The sequence below is a fragment of the Swingsia samuiensis genome (assembly GCF_006542355.1).
In the GTDB taxonomy this organism is placed as follows: domain Bacteria; phylum Pseudomonadota; class Alphaproteobacteria; order Acetobacterales; family Acetobacteraceae; genus Gluconobacter; species Gluconobacter samuiensis.
Window position 1 is genome coordinate 1,438,290 of the sequence record NZ_CP038141.1, and the last position, 25,078, is coordinate 1,463,367.

Annotated in this window: 24 protein-coding genes; 18 read left to right on the plus strand and 6 right to left on the minus strand. The window is 47.6% G+C overall.

What is annotated here, in order from left to right:
* Positions 1 to 51: 51 nt before the first annotated feature.
* The 4 genes from E3D00_RS06680 to E3D00_RS06695 all read right to left on the minus strand — a co-directional run bounded on the left by E3D00_RS06680 (position 52) and on the right by E3D00_RS06695 (position 4,349).
* On the minus strand, positions 52 to 801 hold the full coding sequence (locus E3D00_RS06680) for a 2OG-Fe dioxygenase family protein (RefSeq protein WP_141461067.1): 750 nt from the start codon (positions 799 to 801) through the stop codon (positions 52 to 54).
* 58 nt (positions 802 to 859) lie between these two features.
* Entirely contained in the window at positions 860 to 2,089 is a 1,230-nt protein-coding gene (locus E3D00_RS06685; protein ID WP_141461069.1) for an NAD(P)/FAD-dependent oxidoreductase, read from the minus strand.
* Positions 2,090 to 2,200: 111 nt separating this feature from the next.
* The gene (gene argJ, locus E3D00_RS06690) at positions 2,201 to 3,436 is read right to left on the minus strand and encodes a bifunctional glutamate N-acetyltransferase/amino-acid acetyltransferase ArgJ (RefSeq protein ID WP_141461071.1); all 1,236 of its coding nucleotides are present in this window, start codon (positions 3,434 to 3,436) and stop codon (positions 2,201 to 2,203) included.
* 4 nt (positions 3,437 to 3,440) lie between these two features.
* Complete coding sequence (locus tag E3D00_RS06695) at positions 3,441 to 4,349, minus strand: peptidylprolyl isomerase (RefSeq protein WP_141461073.1); 909 nt, start codon at positions 4,347 to 4,349, stop codon at positions 3,441 to 3,443.
* A 273-nt stretch (positions 4,350 to 4,622) separates the two neighbouring features.
* Here E3D00_RS06695 and secA point away from each other — a divergent pair, with 273 nt between their 5' ends.
* The 16 genes from secA (at position 4,623) to thiD (ending at position 21,891) form a co-directional block, all read left to right on the plus strand.
* On the plus strand, positions 4,623 to 7,337 hold the full coding sequence (gene secA / locus E3D00_RS06700) for a preprotein translocase subunit SecA (protein WP_141461075.1): 2,715 nt from the start codon (positions 4,623 to 4,625) through the stop codon (positions 7,335 to 7,337).
* A 32-nt stretch (positions 7,338 to 7,369) separates the two neighbouring features.
* Positions 7,370 to 8,119, plus strand: a complete 750-nt coding sequence (locus tag E3D00_RS06705) for a YebC/PmpR family DNA-binding transcriptional regulator (RefSeq protein WP_141461077.1) — start codon at positions 7,370 to 7,372, stop codon at positions 8,117 to 8,119.
* Positions 8,116 to 8,622: a crossover junction endodeoxyribonuclease RuvC gene (gene ruvC, locus E3D00_RS06710; protein ID WP_141461079.1), complete on the plus strand. Its 507-nt coding sequence runs from the start codon at positions 8,116 to 8,118 to the stop codon at positions 8,620 to 8,622. Before E3D00_RS06705 ends, ruvC begins: the two co-directional genes overlap by 4 nt.
* Entirely contained in the window at positions 8,619 to 9,242 is a 624-nt protein-coding gene (ruvA, locus tag E3D00_RS06715; protein ID WP_141461081.1) for a Holliday junction branch migration protein RuvA, read from the plus strand. Before ruvC ends, ruvA begins: the two co-directional genes overlap by 4 nt.
* Entirely contained in the window at positions 9,239 to 10,288 is a 1,050-nt protein-coding gene (ruvB, locus tag E3D00_RS06720) for a Holliday junction branch migration DNA helicase RuvB (protein WP_141461082.1), read from the plus strand. The genes ruvA and ruvB overlap by 4 nt, the downstream gene beginning before the upstream one ends.
* Before the next feature lie 30 nt (positions 10,289 to 10,318).
* On the plus strand, positions 10,319 to 10,744 hold the full coding sequence (ybgC, locus tag E3D00_RS06725) for a tol-pal system-associated acyl-CoA thioesterase (RefSeq protein ID WP_141461084.1): 426 nt from the start codon (positions 10,319 to 10,321) through the stop codon (positions 10,742 to 10,744).
* A gap of 84 nt (positions 10,745 to 10,828) precedes the next feature.
* Positions 10,829 to 11,581: a protein TolQ gene (gene tolQ, locus E3D00_RS06730; RefSeq protein ID WP_141461086.1), complete on the plus strand. Its 753-nt coding sequence runs from the start codon at positions 10,829 to 10,831 to the stop codon at positions 11,579 to 11,581.
* Positions 11,582 to 11,584: 3 nt separating this feature from the next.
* The gene (tolR, locus tag E3D00_RS06735) at positions 11,585 to 12,016 is read left to right on the plus strand and encodes a protein TolR (protein WP_141461088.1); all 432 of its coding nucleotides are present in this window, start codon (positions 11,585 to 11,587) and stop codon (positions 12,014 to 12,016) included.
* A gap of 17 nt (positions 12,017 to 12,033) precedes the next feature.
* Positions 12,034 to 13,029, plus strand: coding sequence for an energy transducer TonB (locus E3D00_RS06740; protein ID WP_141461090.1), 996 nt, complete (start codon positions 12,034 to 12,036; stop codon positions 13,027 to 13,029).
* 18 nt (positions 13,030 to 13,047) lie between these two features.
* Positions 13,048 to 14,409 carry a Tol-Pal system beta propeller repeat protein TolB gene (gene tolB, locus E3D00_RS06745; RefSeq protein WP_141461091.1) on the plus strand — a complete coding sequence of 454 codons (1,362 nt, stop codon included), beginning with the start codon at positions 13,048 to 13,050 and terminating at the stop codon, positions 14,407 to 14,409.
* Positions 14,410 to 14,805: 396 nt separating this feature from the next.
* Positions 14,806 to 15,291 (plus strand): peptidoglycan-associated lipoprotein Pal, encoded by a 486-nt coding sequence (gene pal / locus E3D00_RS06750; protein ID WP_141461093.1) that lies wholly within the window; start codon positions 14,806 to 14,808, stop codon positions 15,289 to 15,291.
* A 131-nt stretch (positions 15,292 to 15,422) separates the two neighbouring features.
* Positions 15,423 to 16,313: a tetratricopeptide repeat protein gene (locus E3D00_RS06755; protein WP_141461096.1), complete on the plus strand. Its 891-nt coding sequence runs from the start codon at positions 15,423 to 15,425 to the stop codon at positions 16,311 to 16,313.
* A gap of 5 nt (positions 16,314 to 16,318) precedes the next feature.
* Entirely contained in the window at positions 16,319 to 17,542 is a 1,224-nt protein-coding gene (gene tilS / locus E3D00_RS06760; RefSeq protein ID WP_246091386.1) for a tRNA lysidine(34) synthetase TilS, read from the plus strand.
* A gap of 170 nt (positions 17,543 to 17,712) precedes the next feature.
* Entirely contained in the window at positions 17,713 to 19,617 is a 1,905-nt protein-coding gene (gene ftsH / locus E3D00_RS06765; RefSeq protein ID WP_141461100.1) for an ATP-dependent zinc metalloprotease FtsH, read from the plus strand.
* 97 nt (positions 19,618 to 19,714) lie between these two features.
* On the plus strand, positions 19,715 to 21,073 hold the full coding sequence (gene glmM, locus E3D00_RS06770; protein WP_141461102.1) for a phosphoglucosamine mutase: 1,359 nt from the start codon (positions 19,715 to 19,717) through the stop codon (positions 21,071 to 21,073).
* A 5-nt stretch (positions 21,074 to 21,078) separates the two neighbouring features.
* Positions 21,079 to 21,891: a bifunctional hydroxymethylpyrimidine kinase/phosphomethylpyrimidine kinase gene (gene thiD, locus E3D00_RS06775; RefSeq protein WP_141461104.1), complete on the plus strand. Its 813-nt coding sequence runs from the start codon at positions 21,079 to 21,081 to the stop codon at positions 21,889 to 21,891.
* Here the strand turns inward: thiD and E3D00_RS06780 are convergent.
* Positions 21,884 to 22,645 (minus strand): response regulator transcription factor, encoded by a 762-nt coding sequence (locus E3D00_RS06780; protein ID WP_141461105.1) that lies wholly within the window; start codon positions 22,643 to 22,645, stop codon positions 21,884 to 21,886. The genes thiD and E3D00_RS06780 overlap by 8 nt on opposite strands.
* A 218-nt stretch (positions 22,646 to 22,863) precedes the next feature.
* Between E3D00_RS06780 and fliI the strand changes: the two genes are divergently transcribed.
* Both fliI and E3D00_RS06790 read left to right on the plus strand, forming a co-directional pair.
* The gene (gene fliI, locus E3D00_RS06785; protein ID WP_141461107.1) at positions 22,864 to 24,177 is read left to right on the plus strand and encodes a flagellar protein export ATPase FliI; all 1,314 of its coding nucleotides are present in this window, start codon (positions 22,864 to 22,866) and stop codon (positions 24,175 to 24,177) included.
* Complete coding sequence (locus E3D00_RS06790) at positions 24,174 to 24,626, plus strand: flagellar FliJ family protein (RefSeq protein WP_141461109.1); 453 nt, start codon at positions 24,174 to 24,176, stop codon at positions 24,624 to 24,626. Before fliI ends, E3D00_RS06790 begins: the two co-directional genes overlap by 4 nt.
* On the opposite strand, the gene E3D00_RS06795 is transcribed toward E3D00_RS06790, so the two are convergent.
* Positions 24,594 to 25,019 (minus strand): hypothetical protein, encoded by a 426-nt coding sequence (locus E3D00_RS06795; protein ID WP_141461111.1) that lies wholly within the window; start codon positions 25,017 to 25,019, stop codon positions 24,594 to 24,596. The two genes, E3D00_RS06790 and E3D00_RS06795, sit on opposite strands and share 33 nt — an antisense overlap.
* Between the last annotated feature and the right edge of the window lie 59 nt (positions 25,020 to 25,078).

The following is a 25,078-nucleotide window of genomic DNA, read 5'->3' on the forward strand; positions in this document are numbered from 1 at the left end:
AACGCATAATTAAGGTTCACAATCCATTGCAGATTCTGTGATTTTATACAATTAGGCGTGTCGTAATGTCACAACCAAGACATCACGAAAGGCGGGTTGTGTTGAATCTACCGGGGTAACAGCCGTTACACCATGATAAACCTGATGATCATTTACTAGAGCCGCATCCAAAGGATGAGCCAACGTAAAAGAACCAAGGAGTTCTTTTTGATTATCGTGAATTGTGGTGATGCCTTGCTCAACATTATGGCGGTTAACCATTAAAACAAGAACCCAATCAACACCGTCTTTATGAAGGCCTTCTGGTGTTGGTTTGCCTTCAGCATCAGGCAACGCTTCAATCCGAAATTGATGCACCTCAGCATGCCAAGCAAGGGGTTTTTGCTCTTCTGGGGTAAGAACGTCCGCCATGTCTCCAATGGTTCGGATAGCGGAGAGCATAACTGGATGATGGGCAATATTATCAGTTATGGGGCGAAACCAGCGCTCAACCCCACCATTGAGCATATTGTAGTCTCGGCTTTGATAATGGGGTTGGTGCGGTTTGCGGGTAATGTCTGTGGGGGTGACAGAGAATGTTGCATAACGCCGCCGACGGTAACGCCCTCCGTCTGCCATATAACGGTCAATGCCGAGGTGATTCCAACTCTCGGCAAAACTCTCCCAGTTTTTAAAACCACGATCTTCAAAAAGAGCTAATGTTTTTTCAGACTGGAGAAAGTCAAAGCCTTGAGAAGAAAGGTTTTTCTGTGCTTGTTCAAAGAGAGGCGAAAATTTGTCAGACTGGCCTTTGGTGTTCATATTGGCTCACATTAAACAAGGTCATGTCCGACAAATTTTGAGTGCTTCTTAAAAAGTGTCAAGAACCAAGGTCTGGTTTTACAGGGGAGAAACGCTCTTTTAGAGCTTCTCGCACCGCCGCACACACTCCGACAAGGCCAGCTTGGTGCTGACGATAGAGCCCCTCATGGATGAAGCGCGCGAAGCGGCCAGAGAAGAAGCCTCCACCAAAACCACGTTTGGCGTCCCACATGCCCCAGCCATTATAGTTTCCTAAAGCAACAACAGCCCCTTTATCATGATAAACGAAGGGTTCTGGTGTTTGATTATTGGCAATTTTAGGCAATGCCTGCCCGATGTAAATCCCTTCCTGACGCGCAACCTGAGCAGTCGGGGCGACAGGCGCTTCTTCAATACGAGAGCAATCCCCAAGAGCAAAGATGCGAGGGTCGTTGGTGGTTTGAAGGGTTTTTGTGACACTTAACTGGCCTGCACGGCCTCTCTCAAGCCCTTCGAAGAGCTCCGTTGCGCTCGATGCGCGAACCCCGGCGGCCCAAACTCTTAACGTAGCAGGGATATGTTCACCGGATTTGAGAGCAAAGCCAGCCTCATCAGCGCCAACAACCATGGCGCCTAATTTAACCGTAATGCCAAGGTCTTCCAGTTGGCGTGTTGCTGCTTGGGAAACACTTTCTGGAAAAGCTAACAAAATACGTGGAGCTGTTTCGACCAGAACCGCGTTGAGGCTTTCCTTGCGGACGGTAGGGCCAAGGCCTGGTGCTGTATCAATTGCTTTGCAAAGCTCTGCAATTAATTGCACGCCAGTGGCTCCACCCCCAACGATGGCAAGATCAAGTCTTTTACCTGCGGCACGTGCAGCGAGAAGCTGCTTGCGGAACTCTGAGTGAATCACATTGGCGTCTTTTAAACTGTCAATAAAATAACAATTTTCAAGTACGCCTTGAATGCCGAAATCATTAGCGCGAGCGCCGAGAGCAACTAATAAATAATCGTAGGGAATTGTACGTCCATTTTCGAGAGTAACAGAGCGTGTTTCCCGATCAACGGCATTGGGTGAGCTTTGAACAAAATCAAAACCAAATTTTTCTGCGGCTTTGACAAAAGATAACGTATTACCTTCTTCTGTAATCGTGCCAGCTGCAAATTCATGAAGAACTGGTTTCCAGTAATGAACTGGACTACGGTCGACGAGCGTAACGTCAAAGTTACTTTTTCGACCTAGGATTGTGGCAGCTTCTAAACCACCAACGCCGCCTCCCAAAACAACGACACGAGTTGCAGAAGACATGAACAAATTTCCTTATATCCAGGCGTTCGAAATAATAACTATAATCTTGCTAACGGCAGAGGAAGGGGAGCACAAGCCCACCTCCCGTTATCGTGTTCATTGAATTGATTTTTAACTTCGATAAGACCCGTTAATATCAATGTAACCATGTGTCAGATCACACGTCCAGACGCGTCCTACCCCTTGGCCCAAGCCCAGATCGACATGGATAGTGATATCCTGACCTTTCATGTGAGCCACAACGGGGGTTTCGTCATAATTTTCAATGACACCACCATTTTTGGCAATCCACGTTCCACCAACGGCTACGGAAAGTGTGTCACGGTCAGCGGGCTCTCCGCTTTTACCGACGGCCATAACAACACGCCCCCAGTTCGCATCTTCTCCAGCAATAGCTGTTTTGACGAGAGGTGAGTTAGCGATTGAAAGGGCAACACGATGTGCCGACAGGTCAGATTGAGCGCCTGTAACATCGATCTGGATTTGTTTGGTTGCGCCTTCGCCGTCACGTACGACAAGAAGAGCAAGCTCAAGAAGAACGTCGTTGAGAGCTTGAACAAAATCGTGAAGTGCAGGATCCTGAACGCTAGTTACGGGTTTGTTTTTCGCCTGTTTTGTTGCGAATAACATAACCATATCTGATGTAGATGTATCAGAATCTACCGTAATGGCATTGAAGCTTTTGGCTGTTCCTGCGGCTAAAAGGCTCTGAAGTACGTCTTGAGGTAAATCTGCATCTGTGGCGACATATGCTAACATCGTCGCCATGTCGGGCGCGATCATACCTGAGCCTTTAGCAATTCCCTGAATACGAACAGGTGTTCCATGAATGGATGTATCGCGACGGGCAGCTTTTGGGAAAGTATCCGTGGTCATAATCGCACGGGCAGCTTCTTCCCAATGGTCTTCAGAAAGCTTGGATTTAGCATCTGGAAGAGCTGTAATAATGCGTTCTTGAGGAAGTTGCTCTCCTATAACCCCCGTAGACGCAAGGAATATATCCTGAGTGGAGCACTCAAAAAGCGCGCTAGCGGCATCTGCGCAGTCTTCACACGCTTTAACACCGGCTTGTCCAGTAAAGACATTAGCATTGCCTGCGTTGACAATCAAAAGACGTGCTTGGGGTGTTTGGAGGGCTTGGCGGCACCATACAATAGGAGCGCCCGGGCAAGCATTTTTTGTGTAAACGCCCGCGGCAACTGTACCGGGGGCGAACTCCGCCAGCATGAGGTCTGTCCGACCTTTATAGCGGATGCCGGCAGCGACGGCAGAAAGCCGCACGCCAGCAACCGTTGAGAGCTCGGGTAAAGGACGAGCCAGCGGGGAGGTGGCGTGCGAGCTTGCCATGATATTACTTTTTATCAGGAGTTGTTGAAAGTGGTTTGCCTTGTGCGTCGAAGTGGACAATCTGAACTTGAGATTCAGCTTGTTGAACAACTTGACGGACTTTTTCGCGGATCAACTCTTGATGGATTTGGTCATGCATCTGGTCGAATGTTGGGATTGGCGCAGCGCGATCTCCCAAAACCTGAATAACATGATAGCCATACTGAGTATGAACTGGCTTTTGTGAGATTGTGTTTGGCTTCATAGAAAAGGCAGCTTCTGAGAAAGCAGGAAGCATGTCACCTTTTTTGAACCAACCTAAATCACCACCATTGGCTGTAGCAGAACCTTTGTCTTTAGATAGTTTTGCAGCAAGCTTTCCGAAGTCAGCGCCTTTGTTAAGTTGCTTAATGATGTCTTCTGCTTGAGATTCTGTATCAACAAGAATGTGGCGTGCATGCACTTCTTGTTCTGGTTTTTTGTTTGCGTAGTGTGTTTGGTAGTAGTCGTGCAAAGCAGCATCTGTGATTTGGGGAGCTACTTTAGCTTCAAGATAAGCATTTTGTAAGGCGGTATTGGCCGCTGTTTCCATAGCTGCTTTGACAGCAGGTTTGTTCTCTAAACCTTCTTTATTCGCCGCAATCTGAATCGCTTTTTGATCCACTAGCTGGTTCACAAGAAGAGGAACCAACATGGAAGGTTGGATCTGTCTTGCTTGTGGAGGAAGGTTGGTCGCCGCTTGTTGAACATCTCCCAGTGTGATTTTTGAACCGTTAACAGTTGCAATCACCATGCCGGGATTTGGAGCTGGCGCCGCTGCAGGAGCAGAGGAGCTTGTTGCAGGTGCGGTAGATTGAGCATGTGCGAAAGGAGAGGTAAAGGCAGATCCTGCCAAAAGAGTTGCACATGCTAAAATGGAATAAGATAATTTCACGTAGATAACCTCAAAGTAAAAAAAGAATACTCACTAGCATGACAAAGCTGAATGTCACCTGCAAGAGCGCGCAGTTCTTTATTCGGTTCGTATAATAGGAAAAATAATATGAAAAAACAGTATTTAGATCGCTTCTTGTCACCTAATCCATTGACCCGTGGCGGTCCGAGGCTTATTTCCTCGTAAACGTGAAAATTGTGAACACCCGTTTAGGTTACTTTCCCGATGAGGGGAGAGATAATCATTTCGGGTGTCGACATCTCAAGGTTCAGCATGTTCGCACGCCTCGCCCGCGCCCTCTTTGGTTCTGCTAATGACCGTTCGCTTAAAGCGTATCAACGTCGTATACCGGAGATCAATGCATTGGAGCCTTCGGTTCAGGCTCTCAGTGATGAACAGCTCCAGCACAAAACGGTAGAGTTTCGTGAGCGTCTCTCAAAAGGGGAGACGTTGGATAAATTGCTGCCAGAAGCTTTTGCGGTTTGCCGGGAGGCCTCCAAGCGTGTGCTGGGGAAACGCCACTTTGATGTTCAGTTGCTGGGCGGAATGGTGCTGCATGATGGTCGTATTGCTGAAATGCGGACGGGTGAAGGAAAAACTCTTGTTGCGACCTTGGCTGTTTATCTGAATGCGCTCTCTGGGAAGGGCGTACATGTTGTTACGGTAAATGATTACCTCGCGCGCCGCGACTCTGAAGAGATGTCGGTTCTTTATGGTTTCTTGGGACTGACGACAGGCGTTATTATTCCGAATCTTTCAGATGATGAAAGAAGAAGCGCATACGCAGCTGATATTACTTACGGAACCAATAACGAGTTTGGCTTTGATTATCTGCGTGATAATATGAAGTATTCTCTTGAGGAGATGGTTCAACGTCCTTTCAATCATGCGATTGTGGATGAAGTTGATAGTATTCTGATTGATGAAGCACGAACCCCGCTTATTATTTCAGGGCCGGCAGATGATAGTTCGGAACTATACCGATCGGTTGATCTTGTCGTAACGCAGCTGGTTAAAGAGCCTGAAACTTTTGATAAAGATGAAAAACTTCGCAGTGTTACCCTGACAGAAAAAGGGTCTGACCGCGTTGAAGAAATACTTGCTGAAGCAGGCGTCTTAAAAGAAGGCGGATTATACGACGTTCATAACGTTGCTGTTGTGCATCATGTGCAGCAATCTTTGCGTGCCCATACGCTGTTTACGCGTGATGTGGATTATATTGTCCGTGATGGCAAAGTCATTATTATTGATGAGTTTACAGGCCGAATGATGGATGGCCGTCGTTATTCAGACGGTTTGCATCAGGCATTGGAAGCAAAAGAATCGGTTGAGGTTCAGCAAGAAAATCAGACGCTTGCTTCCATAACCTTCCAAAATTACTTCCGCTTATACCCTAAACTGTCTGGCATGACCGGAACAGCAATGACGGAGGCAGACGAGTTTGCGGAAATTTATAACCTGACCGTTGTCGAAATCCCAACGAATCGTCCTGTACGCCGTATCGATACAGATGATGAGGTCTATCTGACAGCAACAGAAAAATACAACGCTGTTGCGAATCTGATTCAGGAAGTGAGGGAAAAAGGGCAGCCTACTCTGGTTGGCACAACCTCGATCGAAAAAAGTGAGTATTTATCACATATTTTAACGCAGCGCGGTATTAAGCATAATGTTCTAAATGCTCGGCATCACGAACGTGAAGCCAGTATTGTGGCACAAGCAGGTGCCCCCGGCGCTATTACCATTGCTACAAATATGGCTGGTCGTGGCACGGATATTAAGCTGGGTGGCAATCTCGATATGCTGGTTCATGCTTGTACAGATGGCATTGAGGATGAAGCTGAGCGCGCACGTATTGCGGCAGAAGTGCAGAAAACGGTCGAAGAAAAGCATGAAGCTGTTCAGAAAGCGGGTGGCTTATACGTAATTGGGACAGAGCGGCATGAAAGCCGCCGTGTAGATAACCAGTTGCGTGGCCGTTCAGGACGGCAGGGGGACCCTGGGAATTCCCGTTTCTTCCTTTCTTTGGAAGATGATTTGATTCGTATTTTTGCTAGCGACCGTATGGCTGCCATGATGCAAAAGATGGGTCTTAAAGAAGGCGAGGCGATTGTTCATCCATGGTTGAATAAAGCGCTGGAAAAAGCCCAGAAGCGTGTTGAAGCGCGTAATTTCGATATGCGAAAAAACACGCTGAAATATGACGACGTGATGAACGATCAGCGTAAGGAAGTTTACGCTCAACGTCGTGAATACATGTCATCCAATGATCTGGCGCATGTGATTGCAGATTTGCGACTGCATACGATTGAGGACATTGTGCATGCTCATATCCCTGAGAAAGCATTTGTCGAAGCTTGGGATATTGATGGCCTAACAAAAGAAGTGATCAAAACCTTGAATCTGAATTTGCCGATTTCTGAATGGGCAGCAGAGGATGGGATGGATGAGCACGGGATGATTGAGCGCATAGAAGCAGAAGCTCAAAAAGCTCAAGCATCGCGTACGGCCAATATGGGCCCAGAACTGATGCGAATGATTGAAAAACAAGTCATCCTCACAACGTTTGATGCGGTGTGGAAAGAGCATTTGCATGGTCTGGATCAATTGCGGCAAGGCATTGGTTTGCGTGCTTATGGCCAACGTGATCCACTTAATGAGTATAAACAAGAAGCATTCCAGATGTTTACAGGGATGCTGGATGATATGCGCTTGCGTGTTACTCAGACGATGAGTCATATTCAGGCTGTGAGTGAACCTCCTGCTTACCCTGAAGTTGAAGCAATAATGGCGACAAACATGGAGGAGACGTCATCGGCTGAAGTTGACAGCATTGCTGCTGCACAAGCCCCTCCAATTCCTCCCGCAAATGGGATACAGCCCGATGCAGAGCTGCTTCAGCAATGGTATGAAACTACGCCACGTAATGCGCCTTGTCCCTGCGGGTCAGGTCAAAAATTCAAGCACTGTCATGGCAGGCTCGCCTGAGCCTCTGACGTGAGATAAAAGAGGAGAGACTAATGGCTGGTCATTCACAGTTTAAGAATATTATGCACCGCAAAGGTGCACAGGATGCCAAGCGTGCTAAACAGTTTGCAAAGGTGCTGCGTGAAATAACAGTTGCTGCTCGCACCGGTTTGCCAGACCCTGCGTCTAATCCTCGGTTACGTGCGGCTATGTCTATGGCGCGTGAAGTTAACATGCCTAAAGACAACGTTGAGCGTGCTATCAAGAAAGCCTCTGGAGCAGCAGGCGGAGAGGATTACGTAGAAGTCCGTTATGAAGGCTACGGCCCAGCAGGTGTCGCTATTATTGTGGAAGGCTTAACGGATAACCGCAACCGTACGGCTGGAGAAGTCCGAGCAGCATTTTCAAAGCATGGTGGTTCTTTAGGTGAATCCAACTCTGTTTCCTTCATGTTCCAGCGTTTGGGGGTGATTACTTACCCTAAAGATGCTGCTTCTGAAGAAGATATGCTGGAAGCCGCGATTGAAGGCGGTGCAGATAACGCAGAGCTAACGGAAGACGGTCATGAAGTGACGTGTGAAATGGAAAACTTCTTTGCTGTTCGTGATGCGTTGGAAGCACGTTTTGGGGAGCCACAATCTGCAAAGCTTGATTGGCGTCCAAACAACACAGTAACTTTGGATGAAGAAAAAGCACGGTCTGTCTTGAAATTGATTGATGTCTTGGAAGACAGTGATGACGTTCAGGCCGTCTATGCGAATTTTGATCTGCCAGAAGATGTCGCACAGGCTTTGGCCGCTTGATACGTTTGATGGGCATTGACCCCGGTCTACGCTTTATGGGCTGGGGGATAATTGATGTTGAAGGCAATCGTATAAAGCATGTAGCATCCGGCGTTATTGCCACAGATGGTGCAGAATCAGTTCCGTTGCGGTTGTGTGAGCTTCATGGAGCTTTGCAAAATCTTATCCGGGAATATGCACCGGCAGAAGCGGCTGTTGAGGAAACATATGTCAACAGGAATGGATCTTCGACCTTAAAACTTGGATATGCAAGGGGTGTCGCACTTCTAACCCCGGCTTATGAAGGTCTGCCAGTGGCTGAATATGGCGCTATGATGGTTAAGAAATCAGTTGTGGGCACAGGGGCGGCCACCAAAGAACAAGTAACCATGATGGTAAAGCGCCTTTTACCGGGTGCTGTTATTCATAAAGCGGATGCATCGGATGCTCTGGCTGTTGCGATTTGCCATGCACATCACCGCGCAAGTGCGGCCCATGTGGCTCTTGGAAAGCGAATGGCATGATCGGGCAGTTAACGGGTCTCGTCGGGCAGATTGAAGGGGAACGCTGCATCGTTGACGTGAATGGTGTGGGGTATGTTGTGTCTGCCTCCACACGGACGTTAGGCGAAATCCCTCAACCTCCTTCTGTTGCGCGTCTGCTTATTGAGACGATTGTGCGTGAAGATGCGATCTTGTTGTATGGATTTACGACTTCTGATGAACGCGAGTGGTTTCGTTTGCTGACAACCGTGCAGGGCGTTGGAGCAAAAGTGGCATTGGCGATTTTATCTGCGAATAGCCCCAATGAACTATTATTGGCAATCAATGCTGGAGATCGTGCATCTTTAACGCGTGCTGCGGGTGTAGGGCCGCGTTTGGCCGATCGTATTTTGAGCGAGTTACGCAATAAAGTGGCTAAAATGCCAGTCGGAAGTGTTGCAACATCCGTGCATCTTGGCTCTGATGATACACCTGTTTCAGCCGCCACCAGCAGTGTTGAAAATGATGCATTGCTTGCATTGGGAGGTTTGGGGTTCAGGCGTATTGAAGCATGGCCGATTTTAAAGCGTGTGCTTGCTGAAAATGAAGGCGCTCATCTGGATGTCGTTATTCGGCTTTGTCTGAAAGAGTTGGCACGATGAATGAATACCGTGAGACAGACCCGGAACGCCTGCCAGAAGATAGCGTCGATAGTGGATTAAGACCTGAAACGCTGGCTGATTTTACAGGGCAAAAAGCCAGTCGGGAAAATCTAGCAATCTTTATTGAAGCTGCCAAAGCGCGTGGTGATGCGTTAGACCATGTGTTGCTTCATGGCCCTCCGGGCTTAGGTAAAACGACACTTGCACAAATTGTCTCGCGTGAGCTTGGTGTGGGTTTTCGTGCAACGTCAGGTCCTGTTATTCAACGCGCAGGAGATCTGGCCGCTATTCTCACCAATCTTCAGCCGCGGGATGTGCTCTTCATTGATGAGATCCATCGTCTACAGCCAGCGATTGAAGAAATTCTTTACCCCGCGATGGAAGATTTTCAGCTGGATTTGATTATTGGGGAAGGGCCAGCAGCGCGGTCAGTGCGTATAGATTTATCACCTTTCACTCTGGTTGCAGCGACAACACGTGCAGGCTTGTTGGCAACGCCGTTACGTGATCGCTTTGGTATTCCACTACGCCTTGTCTTCTATACTCCTGATGAACTTCAGGCGATTGTTTCTCGTGGCGCCAAAAAACTTGGGATGCATTTAAACGAAGGCGGAGCGAAAGAAATTGCTCTGCGCTCTCGTGGTACGCCTCGTATTGCTGGGCGCCTGCTGCGACGGGTTCGTGATTTTGCGTTAGTGGCCAAGAAAGCGATCATTGATCGTGACGTGGCTGATGCTGCTTTAGCACGGCTGGAGGTGGATGAGCGCGGCTTGGATGCCATGGATCGGCGCTATCTTCTACGCATTGCTCAACACCATCATGGTGGCCCTGTGGGGGTTGAAACCTTGGCAGCCGGTTTAGCGGAAGCGCGAGATACGTTAGAAGATGTGATAGAGCCTTACTTGATACAGGAAGGTTTGGTGCTTCGAACAGCGCGTGGACGTGTTTTGGGGGAAGCAGGCTGGAGGCATCTTGGATTGGCTCCTCCTGCGAGTCAGGTCGACCTTCTATCGGCTTTATCTCAAGATGAAGAAGCGTCAGATTAAATATAACGCATATGTGATGGAGAAGCTTTTATGGCGACTCATAAAATTCGTTTCAGGGTTTATTATGAGGATACAGATGCTGGCGGGATTGTATATCATGCCCGGTATTTAGGTTTCGCAGAGCGTGCGCGCGGAGAAGCCATGCGCAGTGCAGGGGCCTCCGTTACAGAGCTATTAAACACGTCTGGCTTAGTGTTTGTCGTACGAAAGGTGGATATTCGTTACCGCTCTCCTTTACGACTCGATGATGAAATGGAAATCGAGACTGCCCTTTTGTCCCAGACACCCGCCCGTCTTGTGTTACAACAAACGGTACGGAATTATTCAGGAAGTAACGAAGTGGCGGCTGTATTGGATGTTGAGCTAGCCTGTCTTTCTGCAAAAGATATGAAACCTGCCAAAATTCCGTCGCGTTGGTGTGATGCTATAAAAAAATTGGAGGCTGGAGAGGTCTGACCCACTTTCCTGTTTCCTTGTGACATGCAATTGAAGATAACCCCTCACAGAATTTAAGGGGTAGGATCAGGACAGGAGAGAATAGTGGATCATGGGGTAACGTCGAGCACACTTGGAGCGGTTGGTGCAGCAGGTCTATCGCCTCTGGATCTGTTCTTGCACGCCTCCTTTGTCGTCAAGCTTGTGATGATTGGGTTGGTTCTGTGCAGTATCGGTGTATGGGCTGTTATCGCAGAAAAATTCTTTTTGCTCCGTCGCGTGAATCGTGAAGCAACAGAATTTGAAGATCGTTTCTGGTCAGGTGGCTCTTTAGATGATTTGTATGAATCGGACGGAGCGCGCCCAATGAACCCTATGGCGGCTGTTTTTGGCGCTGCTATGGGTGAGTGGAGACGTTCAGCGCGTATTGCTGGAGCGGATCTTGCACGCGGTGGTGCACGGGATCGTATTGACCGTGCGATTAATATTACGGTTGCGCGTGAAAATGACCGTTTGGGCCGTCACTTGGTCTTTCTTGCTACGACAGGCCCTGTTGCTCCGTTTGTTGGTCTTTTTGGAACGGTATGGGGTATTATGCATGCATTCGGTTCGATTGCGGCGATGCATAATACGAATTTGTCTGTTGTTGCTCCTGGTATTTCAGAGGCATTGTTTGCAACAGCCATAGGGCTTGTTACCGCTATTCCTGCTTATGTTGCTTATAACGTAATTAGCAACTCTCTTGATCTGTTTACAGATCGTATGGAAGCGTTTGGCACGGAATTTGCAGCAATTCTTTCGCGTCAATCAGAAGAGCGCGTTGAACGTGCTGATGCTGTTGCTGACAGGAAGGCTTGAACGATGGGAATGTCTGTCGGAGGAAGAGGGCGCGGTCGTCGTCGGCGGCCTGCTTCGGAAATTAATGTCACGCCACTTGTAGACGTAATGTTGGTGCTGCTCATCATTTTTATGGTGACAGCCCCTATGCTTACAAGCGGGGTTAATGTTGATTTGCCGAAGACAGATGCAAGCCCCGTCAATGCGGACACTAAGCCGATTACGGTTTCTCTCCGAAGTGATGGCAGCATCTTTCTTGGAGATACGCAGGTCACATCGGATCAGCTTCTTCAGCAATTGAAAGCAATGTCATCAAATGATTCCAGTCGGCGTATTTTTGTCCGCGCCGATGCTCACATTGATTATGGCCATGTGATGCAGGTGATGGGACAAATAACATCTGGTGGCTTTACGCATGTGGCTCTGTTAGCTCAGCAGCCATCAAGCGGCCGTTAAGGGAAGGACACTCGCTCGTGGTGCGTCCGCGTCGTTCAGACAGGCGTTGTTTTCGGGCAGCGTTGCTTGGATCTGTTGGGATTCATGCAGCGCTCATCCTGTTCTTCGTCTTGAAAACTCCGTTTCAGAAGCCGCCTGAACCGCCTGAGCCGCCCGCGGTTCAGATGGAGTTTGATACCCCAGGCCCTCCAACTCATCCCATCAAAGCAGAACGCCCTGCACCGAAACCAGCGCCAGCTCCTGCGCCTGTTAAGAATGCTGCGCCTCCTGCACCGACACCGCCTGTGAAGGCCCCAACGGAGGAACCACCACCTCCGCCACCGCCGCCACAGCCTGTTCCACCACCGCCTGAGACGAAACCGGTCAAGCTTCCTCCTATGAAGCTTCCGCCGAAATTAACCTCACCTACGCCAGAAGCAGTGCGGGCTGCGCCTCCACGGCCATCGCCTCCATCTCCTTCTCGTATGGTGGCGCCCCCAAGCCCTCAGACGCATCCAACGGATAAGTTGCCAGATACGCCTAAATTCTCGCACTTTACCCAGCCGAATGCGTCTAAGCATACGCAATCGGATAGCCATTCTTTGTTGGCAACGCTGGATAGTTTCCGCGCGGATCAAAAACAGACCCATTCTCCACACTCGCGGCCTAATCCTCCTCAAGGAGGTGCCCCTGGTGGTGGTGGTGTACCGAATGGGGATATAACTCAGGGGCTCTCAGCGGCTGAGCAAAGAGCAGTTGGTGCCTCTGTAAGGCGTTGTTATACGGAAGATACTGAAGCGCGCGATTATGCGAAGTTTTTTGCACACATGATCGTAACAGTGGATTCCACAGGAGAGGCGCGTTTGGTCAATTTTGCACCAGACACATTAGCTAAAATGAGGTCTGATCCTTCTTATCGTGCTTTTGCAGAACGTGCGCGTGATGCTGTTTTAAGTCCAACTTGTGCTCATTTACCAATCCCTGCCCATCTATTGGGTCGAACGGGTAAAATGCGTTTTGTTTTCAGGCCATAATTCGAAAAAGGAACGAACATGACTTTTATCTCTGATTCTGAGGCCGATGCTTTAAAAGCCTTTTTATCACGCCGCTCAGTGCTTGGCACAACCGCTGCTGTTGGTGGGTTATTAGCGACACCTCTCTCAGCTTTTGCAGCTGGTGCATCCAGTGAAGCTGGCGCTGCTGAGATTACAGTTGATCAGGCGCGCCAAGCGGCAATTCCCATTGTTATTCCAAATTTTGGTGCAGGTTTGGGTGAGCAAATCTCGAATGTTATTTCTTCTGATTTGCAAAGCACGGGCCTCTTCCAGGTGATGAGTGGGGATGTCTCATCTTCATCAACGCCTGATTTTAGCGCGCTTAAAGCTCGTGGGGCCCGTGCAGCTGTTGCTGGGCATGCTGTTGGTTCAGGTAGTGTGCGGGTAGAGATGCGTCTATGGGACGTTGTTTCTGGAGATCAGCTTCAAGGCACCGCTTACACAGCCTCTCAATCCAACTGGCGCCGGATTGCTCATATTATTGCTGATGTGATTTATGAGAGAATGTTGGGAGAAAAGGGATATTTCGATACCCGCATTGCGTACATTGCGCGTACAGGGCCGCGTAAACACCAAATCACACGTTTGGCTTTGATGGATCAAGATGGCGCAAACCAACGTATGCTCACGGGGGGACAATGGCTAACGTTAACGCCACGTTTTAACCCTGTGCGTGATCAAGTAGCGTTCATGTCTTATGCGAATAACCGTCCACGCGTTTATTTGTTTGATCTAGGATCCGGCCGCCAGCAGATGTTGGGTGAGTTTGAGGGGATTTCTTTCGCTCCACGTTTCTCGCCTAATGGAAGTCAGGTTGTTCTGTCCGCAACGCGGGGTAGTGGTTCCGACATTTTTACGGTGGATTTAGGCTCACGCAGCAAACGTCAGTTGACGAATTCTGGGGGCGCTATTGATACAAGCCCTTGCTATAGCCCTGATGGAAGTCAGATTGTTTTCAACTCTGACCGTGGTGGCAGCCCACAGCTTTATATCATGAGTGCATCAGGTGGGGGGGCTCGTCGTATCTCCTACGGTTCAGGTCATTATGGTTCACCTGTATGGTCTCCTCGTGGGGATTTAATTGCCTTTACGCGTATTGGGCATGGTGGCTTCTCATTAGGTGTGATGAATCCTGATGGCTCAGGTGAGCGTATTTTAACGCAAGGCTTTACCGTTGAATCCCCAACATTCTGTCCAAATGGGCGTGTCTTAGCTTTTTGCCGTCAGAGTGCGTCTGGTTCTGGTGGGGCAGGGTTCTCTTCAGGTATTGGCACGATTGATATCACGGGTTTCCATGAACGTCCTATCCGTACCTCGACAGGCGCTTCAGACCCAGCATGGTCTCCTTTGAACGGCTGAAGGTTTCTTCGGGGCACTCATGCGAAACGAATCCTGAATCCCTATGGGGTTCAGGATTTTTTTATGTGATTTTTTTGCCATATTAATGAGATTAAATAAAAAGGCTTTTTTATCTGCCGGGTTGTGGTTAAACCCAAAAAAAATCAAATAAAGACAGGATTTAGCCATTTTTTAGTGGTCTTTTTTGTGTAAAGATGGATGTGAGTATTTTAAAGAAAACATTGTGCTTTCTGTTAACGATTTCTTTATAACGCGATACTTGACGGTATATTGGAGACGTGCGTATTCCAGAAAGGAAGTTGGAGCTTATAGGTCGTTAAAAAGCGACTGAAAAGCGTGCGACGTATTCCACATTTACGGATCTATTTAATAGAACTGTCCTCAAGGTTAAGATTTATGAAGTTACAAGTATTTGGTGCACTTGGTCTTGCACTTGCTTTAGCCGCTTGCTCTAGTGGGAATACTAATGCAGATAACGCTGCAGGTGCGGGCAACACAGCAAATATGCAATCTAACGCTCCTGTCCCAGGCAGCGAAGAAGATCTAGTTGCAAATGTTGGTGATCGTATTTTCTATGAATTGAATGTATCTCACCTTTCAAGTGATGCGCGTGCAACATTAGACAAGCAAGTTGCTTGGTTGCAAAAATATCCACAAGTTAGCGTTCAGATTGCTGGTAACTGCGATGACCGTGGAACAGAAGAGTATAACATTGCTCTAGGTCAGCGCCGTGCCAATGCTGCACGTGACTATCTTGTAGCAAAAGGCATTAGCGCTTCTCGCATTACGACAATTTCTTATGGTAAAGACCGCCCAACGGCAGATGGTGATGATGATTCATCATGGTCACAAAACCGTAACGCAATTACATCAGTACACTGAACTAACAGTTACTTGATGAGTTGACATCTGAAAGGGTCGAGGGAAATATCTCTCGACCTTTTTTGGTTTTTGACCCTTTATAAGCGGTCGTTTTGATGTATCGCGTCTTACGTGTTCAGGAGAGATTAGCCATGGCTGTGTCCCGTTCTATTCGTGTCGTAATGCTGGGAACAGCGCTCTCTTTTATGGCGCCGATGGCATCGGCTTTTGCTCAAGATGAAGCAGGTGCTCTTTCATCACGGGAAGCTATTGTTTTGCAAAATCAGATTGCAGCTTTAAGGCAGCAACTTTCCCAAGCGCAAAATAATGCTTTGGCTGCTCCGTCAAGCTCTTCAGAAGGATCTGTTTCTAAATCTGATGGAAACTTGGTTGCTCAGCTTTTGGATCGTGTTTCTGCTTTGGAAGAGCAAAATCGTCAGATGCGTGGGCAGTTGGATCAACTATCCAATTCCTTCAATCAGGCACAAGCAACTTTATCGAAGAAAATTTCTGATATGCAGTTTGCCGCTCAAAATGGTGGCGGCTCTGCTGCATCCGATGTAGATTCCTCACAAAGTATGGATACAAAGGCCACAAAAACATTATCGGCTCCGGGGGCAGCTGCTACTGGAGGCGAAGTGGCGGCAACACAGCCTAAAACGGCTTTAGAAGCACTGAAGCAAGGAAATAGTGCATTAAGGGCAGGGCGCTATTCTGAAGCAGAAACAGATGCACGCTTTGCAGTGAAGACCGCCAAAACACAAGGCGGCCGCATGGATGCTCAGTTCCTTTTAGGCCAATCTTTAGCAGGACAAAAACAGTATCGTCAGTCGGCTGTTGCGTATTATGATGCCTATGGCAAATCCCCCCGAAGCCCAAAGGCGCAAGATTCTTTATTAGGTGTTGCGGCATCTTTGATAGCTTTGGGAGACAAAAGCTCTGCGTGTCAGGCGCTGGATAAGTTGAAGTCAGAATTTCCATCCCCTACGCCGAGAGTCAAAGCTGCTTCAAAAACCTTTCGTGAGCGTGCAGCCTGCCATTAAGTGTAGTGACACAACAGCCTCTTCACGTAGAGGAGTTTGTTCGCTTAGTTGAAGCGTTAGGGCCATGGCTGCCCGATGTGGAGGATGCTCCCATTGGGGTTGCTGTGTCCGGAGGAGCAGACTCTCTGGCTTTGGCTTGGCTCGCGCGGCAGTGGCGAAAAAATATTGTTGCGTTTGTGGTTGACCATGGATTGAGAGCAGAAGCTGCAGCAGAGGCTCGAGGGGTGGCTCAGCAATTGGCAGCGCTCGGTATAGTCACACACGTTTTAAAGCTTGCTCCATTCCCTTCTGGGCGTATTCAGGAGCGTGCTCGTGATGCACGTTTTGATGCGTTGGAAAAAGCATGTGCTGAGGCTGGATGCATTGATCTGTTGGTGGGGCATCATCTTCATGATCAGGATGAAACGGTCTGGATGAGGTCTGCGGCAGGGAGTGGCTCACACGGTTTGGCGGGTATAGCGCCAGTAAGTATTCGTGGGAGGATCCGTGTCGTGCGCCCTTTATTGAGTGTGCATCCAGAACGTTTGCGAGGGATGTTGCGCAGAATGGGTTTGGATTGGGTTGAGGATCCTTCCAACCATAATCGTCGTTTTGAACGTGTTCGATGGCGTCAGGATTTAACTTCTGACCAACGGCTTCAAAGCCGGGTATGGCAGAGGCAAGCGGATAGCCAACGTAAGAAACAGGATGAAAAGCTGGCGTACCATTTGGCGCAATATGCAACATGGCACGCCGAAGGATGGGTATTTTTGCATAAAGACGGACTTGAAGAACATGCTCTTTCTTCTTTAATCCGGTTGGTTGCAGGCAATAAGTACCGTCCAGCGCGAGAAAAGGTTCAATCTTTGTTAAGGCAGGGGCAAGGAACGCTTGGTGGTGTGACTATGCAACCAGCAGGGCGTTTTGGAGAGGGGGTTCTTTTGGTGCGTGAAGAACGTGCTGTTGAGAAAAAAATCCCTGCTCACTCTTGTCAGGTATGGGATCAGCGATGGCTGTGTAGAGTAGAAGATATTCCAGAAGGAGCACAGATTGGAGCGGTAGGAGACTATGCGGCTCAATATGATGGAAGAAAGTTAGGGGTTCCAGCGAGAGCATTACGTGTTCTGCCAGCTTTGTGGTATGGAAATGAAATAATAAGATTGCCTCAACCCTTGTCTTTGAGTGAAGAGACCTCATTTATATGGGCAGGAAATGTTCCAATAACGGGTGAAAACCCTGTTGCTTTGTAAAAACTATGTCATAATATATACTAAATCCCTTTATTTTGCTCTGTTAGGGCTAGGATCAGGGGCGAGATGTCCTATCTTATAAAGAGAAGTGTAATAGTGATGCCGGCCTGTGTGACAGATGAGGCCAAGACTACATCTAAGAAACAGTCTGAAGGACGACAGAGAACGAGATGAATAATTTAGGCCGTAATGTTGCGATCTGGGTGGTTATCATCACGGTTGGAATGGCAGTCCTGACTGCGTTTCAGCCAGGGGGCGGTAGTCATGCTACACAACAGATTGCATATTCAGATTTTATTCATGATGTAGGGGAGCATCAGGTTCGTTCTGTTGTGATCCAGGAACAGAATATTACTGGAACATTGACGAACGGAACATCTTTCGAGACGTATGCCCCTCTTGATCCGACATTGCCTGCCCGATTGACAAGTTCCGGTGTAGAAGTAACAGCCAAGCCCTTAGAGAATGGTGAAAATCCAATTCTGCGGTATATTGGTGCGTATCTTCCAATGCTCTTGTTGATTGGTCTTGGCTTTTTGGTGTTCCGTCAAATGCAAGCCGGGGGTGGCCGTGCAATGGGGTTTGGTAAATCCCGTGCGCGTTTGCTTACTGAGAAAACAGGTCGTGTGACGTTTGCGGATGTAGCTGGGATTGATGAGGCAAAGTCAGAACTTGAAGAAATTGTTGAGTTTTTGAAAGACCCTCAAAAGTTTACCCGTCTTGGTGGAAAAATTCCTAAAGGGGCTCTTCTTGTTGGCCCTCCAGGAACAGGTAAAACGTTGTTGGCCCGTGCTATTGCAGGTGAAGCCAATGTTCCGTTCTTTACCATTTCTGGTTCAGACTTTGTTGAGATGTTCGTCGGTGTTGGTGCGTCTCGTGTTCGTGATATGTTTGAACAGGGTAAGAAATCAGCGCCTTGCATCATCTTTATTGACGAAATTGATGCCGTAGGTCGCCATCGTGGAGCCGGTCTTGGGGGTGGTAATGATGAGCGTGAACAAACATTAAACCAGATGCTGGTTGAGATGGATGGTTTTGAAAGCAATGAAGGAGTGATCCTGATTGCAGCGACAAACCGTCCAGATGTTTTGGATCCTGCATTATTACGTCCGGGGCGTTTTGACCGTCAGGTTGTCGTGCCTAACCCAGATGTTGCTGGTCGTGAGAAAATCTTGCGTGTACATATGAAGAAAGTGCCTCTTTCTTCGGATGTTGATCCAAAGATTATAGCGCGTGGAACTCCGGGCTTTTCGGGTGCGGATTTGGCCAACCTTGTAAATGAGGCAGCTCTGATGGCTGCACGGCAAGGACGCCGCACTGTAGGCATGGCTCAGTTTGAAGAAGCTAAAGATAAGGTCATGATGGGTGCGGAACGTCGTTCCATGGTGATGACCGAAGATGAAAAGCGGGCTACGGCCTATCATGAAGCTGGTCATGCTATTTGTGCTCTCTTCACACCAGGAAGTGATCCCATTCATAAAGCAACGATCGTACCGCGTGGTCGTGCTCTTGGCTTGGTGATGACACTGCCTGAAAAAGATAATATTTCTTACAGTCGCAAGTGGTGTTTAGCGCGGTTAGTGATTGCGATGGGTGGTCGTGTCGCAGAAGAGATTATCTTTGGGCCGGAAGAAGTCAGCGCAGGCGCATCGGGTGATATTAAGAGCGCAACAGACCTTGCCCGTCGCATGATCACGGAGTGGGGAATGAGTGATAAGCTCGGTATGATCGCTTATGGTGATAACGGGCAGGAAGTTTTTCTTGGTCATTCTGTTGCTCAAAACAAAAATATTTCTGAGCAGACAGCCCGTGAAATTGATAAGGAGATTAAGTCTCTTATTGATACCGCCTACCAACAGGCACATCATCTGTTGCTAACGCATATTGATGATTTGCACCGCCTTGTTGCTGCCATGTTAGAGTATGAAACTCTTACGGGTGATGAAGTTGGTCGCGTTATTCGTGGCGAGCCAATTGAGCGGTCTGATGATGATGAACAGATGCCAGATAATCGTCGACCATCTGTGCCAACAACACGGCCTGAAGCATTTGATCCTGCGCCTCAAGCAGGTTAACTAGACGTCAATCGCACCAAAAGGCGCGTCATCAAGGAGTCTCCTTGGTGCCGCGCCTTTTTTATTATTGAAGATTAAAGATAGGATGTGCTGAGAAATGGCCAATAAACGGTCTTTATTTGGAACCGATGGTATTCGCGGAACGGCTAACTCTGCGCCGATGACCGTTGAAGTTGCACAGAAACTGGGTCAAGCGGCTGGCCTGTATTTTATGCGAAGTGAAAACCGTCGTCATAGTGTTGTTCTAGGTAAAGATACGCGTTTATCAGGCTATATGCTGGAATGTGCGCTTGTCGCAGGATTTTTGTCCGCCGGGATGGATGTTATTCTGGTTGGTCCTCTTCCGACCCCTGCTATCGCCATGTTGACGCATTCGTTGCGTGCAGATTTAGGCGTGATGATTTCAGCCTCTCATAATCCTTTTACAGATAATGGTATTAAGCTTTTTGGCCCGGATGGGTTTAAGCTATCAGATGGGGTTGAGGCTGATATTGAGGCTTTGATGGCAGAAGATCTGTCAGACCGTCTTGCGTCTCCAGCTGAAATTGGCAAAGCCTCGCGTTTAAATGATGCTGCTGGACGATATATTGAAAACGCTAAAGCATCTTTCCCGCGTGGCTTACGTCTGGATGGTTTGAAGATTGTGATAGACTGCGCGAATGGTTCAGCCTATCGCGTGGCACCTAAGGCTTTGTGGGAGCTTGGGGCTGAAGTTATCAAAATTGGAACGAACCCTGATGGGTTAAATATTAATGACGGTGTGGGGTCTACGCATCCCGAACAACTATGCGCCGCAGTGAAGGAGCATAAAGCTGATTTTGGGATCGCCCTTGATGGTGATGCTGATCGTGTTTTGATTGCAGATGAAAACGGTAATCTTGTTGATGGTGATCAGATCTTGGGGTTAATCGCCACATTCTGGAAGCAACATGATCGCTTGAATGGTAATATTGTTGTTGCAACAATTATGTCCAATATGGGGCTTGAAAAGGCTCTTAAAAAAGAGGGGCTGGAATTGCAACGCACGGCCGTTGGCGATCGGTATGTTGTTGAGCGGATGCGTGAAATAGGAAGTAATCTTGGTGGTGAACAGTCAGGCCATATGGTTCTTTCTGACTATGCAACAACGGGGGATGGCCTGATTGCAGCATTACAAGTGCTGGCTGTTTCTGTTGAAACGAAAAAGCCCGCGAGTGAGATTTGTAAGTTCTTTGAACCTTATCCTCAGTTGTTAAAGAATGTGCGGTATACTGGGGAAAGCCCTTTAAAAAATCCAAGTATAGAAAAAGTAAAACAGTGGGCTGAAGAAAGGCTTGCTGGCCGTGGGCGTTTGGTATTGCGCGCGAGCGGAACGGAGCCTCTTATTCGTGTTATGGTAGAGGCAGAAGATGCTGCTTTGGTTGAAGACGTTGTTGATACGGTTTGCGATGCTATTCGTGAATTGACAGGGGAATAAGGTGGATGCACGGCCGTGTTCTTACGATAGCAGGAAGTGACTCCGGGGGGGGCGCAGGCATACAGGCTGATCTAAAGACGATTACGGCTTTAGGCGGCTTTGGCATGAGTGCGATTACGGCTCTTACCGCACAAAACACGGTTGAGGTTAAAGAGGTTCATACCGTGCCGGTGTCGTTTATTCGGAAACAGATTCAGGCTGTGGTTACGGATCTCGGGGTAGATTGTTTTAAAACAGGTATGTTGGCATCCGCAGAGATTGTTCATGCGGTAGCGGATGAGTTGGATAACTGGAAAGGGATACCACTTGTTTTAGACCCGGTTATGGTGTCGACAAGTGGCTCGTCTCTTTTAGCACCTGATGCCATCAGTGCGGTGATAGAGCGGTTATTGCCACGCAGCACTATTGTAACCCCTAATATTCCTGAAGCAGAAATGATGACAGGGATTGAGATTAAAACTTTGTCGGATATGCGGAGAGCAGCGGCTATCTTACAGCAAAAGGGTGCAAATTCTGTATTGCTGAAAGGGGGGCACCTTGAGAGCGATACATTAATTGATCTTTTGGTTTTAAAAAATGGTACTGAAATAGTTTTAACAAGCACAAAGATAAAAACGCGGCATACACATGGAACAGGGTGCACACTTGCGAGTGCGATTGCTGTTGGGGTAGCGCAAGGATATGCCGCGGAAAAGGCTGTTCGTCGTGGGAGCGATTATTTACGACAAGCATTGTTAAACGCTCCCGGATATGGGCACGGTCATGGACCAGTAGATCATGGGGTGACGGTTCAAGAATATTGGAAGACTATTAAATAAGTGCAGGTGAAGTGGTGCTTTGCAGAGGGGGTGTTTGAGGGAAATGGTTAGGGATTTTCTTAATATGAGGTAGAGTTGTACTTAATTCGTTTTGTAGAACATATCCACGCCCCCACACAGTAGTAATCAAGTTCTGTGCACCGGCTTTTTGAAGTTTTCTTCTTAATTTGCAAATAAAGACATCAATAATTTTCATTTCAGGCTCATCGATACCGCCATATAAATGATTGAGGAATGCATCCTTAGTCAGAACGGAGCCTTTGCGGATTACAAGAAGTTCTAAAATAGCATATTCCTTACCCGTGAGGTAAAGGGGCTGGCTATTGATGGAAACGTTTTTACTGTTAAGATCCAGTTCTAGATTGCCAATAGTTAAGCGTGGTTCTGAAAAGCCACGAAAACGACGCGCTACTGCTTGTAAGCGAGCAACAAGTTCACCAGTATCGTAAGGCTTAGTCAAATAATCATCAGCACCAAGTGAAAAAGCTTTGATTTTAGCTTGAGGGCGTAAAAGACCGGATAGAATAATAATAGGTGTTGTAATCTTTGCGGCACGAGCCCGGCGGATCACCTCATACCCTTCGATATCTTCAAGCAATAGTTCTAATACGACCACATCATAATCATAGTGGCGAAGCATATCGATTGCTTCTTCACCGGACGTTGTATGATCCACCATGAAAGATGCTGTCCGCAACATGAGAGTAAGGTTGTTGGAAGATTGAAGGTCATTATCGACAAGAAGAATACGCATTTTTTAACTCCTGAACTTATGAACAAATTATTACAACCAAAGATTGTATTTGTCGATAAAAAACAACAAAAAATCACAAAAAGAATTAATCTTTCAATTTTGGGTTGTGGTTATTAAGCGCTTTTTAAGGGTTGTATGGTTTGTTTGATGAGAGATGAGGTGGATATAAATTGCTTATTTTCAATGAATTAGATGGCTTTAGACAAAAATTTTCAGACATGAAATCTAATCATGCCTTTGGTGTTGTTCATAATGTCCGTGGATTGTGTTTAACGATTCGTGGGCTTGAGAGAATCATCTCTATTGGGGATAGGGTTACAATAAAATCACGTAACAATGATTATATACAATCTGAGGTTGTGTCTTTTGATAATGATCAGGCCACAGTGATGGTCTTTGGTTCTTTGGAGGGAATTGGGCCCGGTTGCGAAGCGCAGATTACATTGCAGGCTAGTTTGGCCCCCGAGTTGAAGGTGAGCGATGCGTGGTTAGGCCGTATTGTAGATCCTTTGGGAAGGCCGATAGACGGACAAGGGGCATTGTGTGCAGACGAATATGGTCAGCCGTTGAAAGCACTTCCTCCAGATCCGGCTTTGCGGGCCCGGTTGGGAGAGCGCATTGATTTAGGGGTAAGGGCGTTGGACGTTTTTACAACATGCCGGCAAGGGCAAAGATTGGGGCTTTTTGCAGGGTCTGGTGTTGGGAAATCTACTTTGCTGTCTATGTTGGCGCGTGGAACAGAATGTGATGTAGCCGTTATTTCACTGGTGGGAGAGCGTGGACGAGAGGTTCGGGAGTTTATAGAAGATAGTTTAGGTGAAGAGGGGCTAGCGCGGAGTGTGGTCGTTGTCGCAACATCTGATGCTCCACCCTTGATGCGACGGGATGCAGCCGTTTCAGCAATGACAATTGCAGAATATTTCCGTGACCAAGGAAAATCAGTTCTTCTGCTGATGGATAGCGTAACGCGTTATTGCATGGCACTTCGTGAGATTGCGCTTTCATCAGGGGAGCCACCAGCAACGCGCGGGTATCCTCCATCTGTTTTTGCTGATCTGCCTAAATTATTGGAGCGTGCTGGCCCGGGATATGCGCATCAAGGGATGATAACGGCGCTATTTACCGTTCTTGTTGAAGGAGACGACCATAATGAACCTGTGGCCGATGCTGTAAGAGGTATTTTAGATGGTCATATTGTTTTGGATCGACGCATTGCAGAGCAGGGACGTTATCCAGCAATTGATGTTTTGCGTTCCTTATCGCGCTCTGTCCCAGGATGTCATTCTGTAAAAGAAACATATTTGGTGAAGAAAGCCCGAAGTATTATGGCTATCTATGACCGTATGGCCGATATGATTCGTTTGGGAGCTTATAAAGATGGTGCAGATCTGGAGGTAGATGAAGCCATTCGTATCATGCCTGCTTTAAAATTATTTCTTAACCAGATGAAAGATGAAAGAACGGGTATCAATGATGCCTTTGAACAGCTGGCTCAGATTTTGAGTGAGGAAGAAAGTAGTGTGTCCTCATGAGGTCGGTGGATCAATCAGGCCCGTTGGAATCTTTATATAAACTTCGTTCTGACGAGTGTGATCAAATAGAACAGGTCTTTACATCTTATCATTTAAAAGAAAGAGAGGCGGAATCTCTTTGGAGAAGGTCTCTTCAAATTAAAAAGGAAGAACAGGAAAAAGCAGAAAATGCGCAGCGTTCAGGAGACGAGGCATCTATACAGGAGTTTAGTGTGTGGTTGCCCTATGGGCAAAAAGAAATCGAAGAAACATATAAGAGGTATCAAAAGGCCAAAGGAGAGTGTGAAGTCGCACATCAAGAGTTAATACAGGCTCAGGCTGCCCTTCAAGCTGTTGAGAAATTAAGAGAGCAGCATAAAGTGGCTGATGTACGTGCGAGTTTGCTAAAAGAGCAAATGATTTTGGATGAAATAGCCTTACGGCATTTTATCAGACGCAGTTACTTTTAATACGTGCGATAAATGTTGCCGTGTTCCAATAAGAGCGCATGTAACGGGGTGCTCTTTATCTCTGACAAAAGCGATGAGAAGTTCGGCATTACTGGGGAATAGATCGCTCTCCAGATAGAGAACCGGCGCCATTTCTTTCGTTTTCTCAGCAGTTTCGGCTGCGTGAGATAATAGGCGAGTGATTGCCTTCTCTAAGGCTGGTATGATGATTTCATGGGGAGAGGGATGCTCTGGTGCATGAGAAGAGACAAGCTCTGTCCAGCCCTCTTTTGTGACGAAAACAGGTATTCCGTCTGGAGGTGTTTGTCGTTCAGCGCGTAGGATAAGACCTGTCTGTGCAAGAGTAATAATATCGATGGCAGGGAAGAGAGAAGGGTCAAGAGAGATCGACATAATGCGCTTTGAATATAAAATACTGGGGAAAGACCTCTCTATGAAGAGCTCATAGAGAG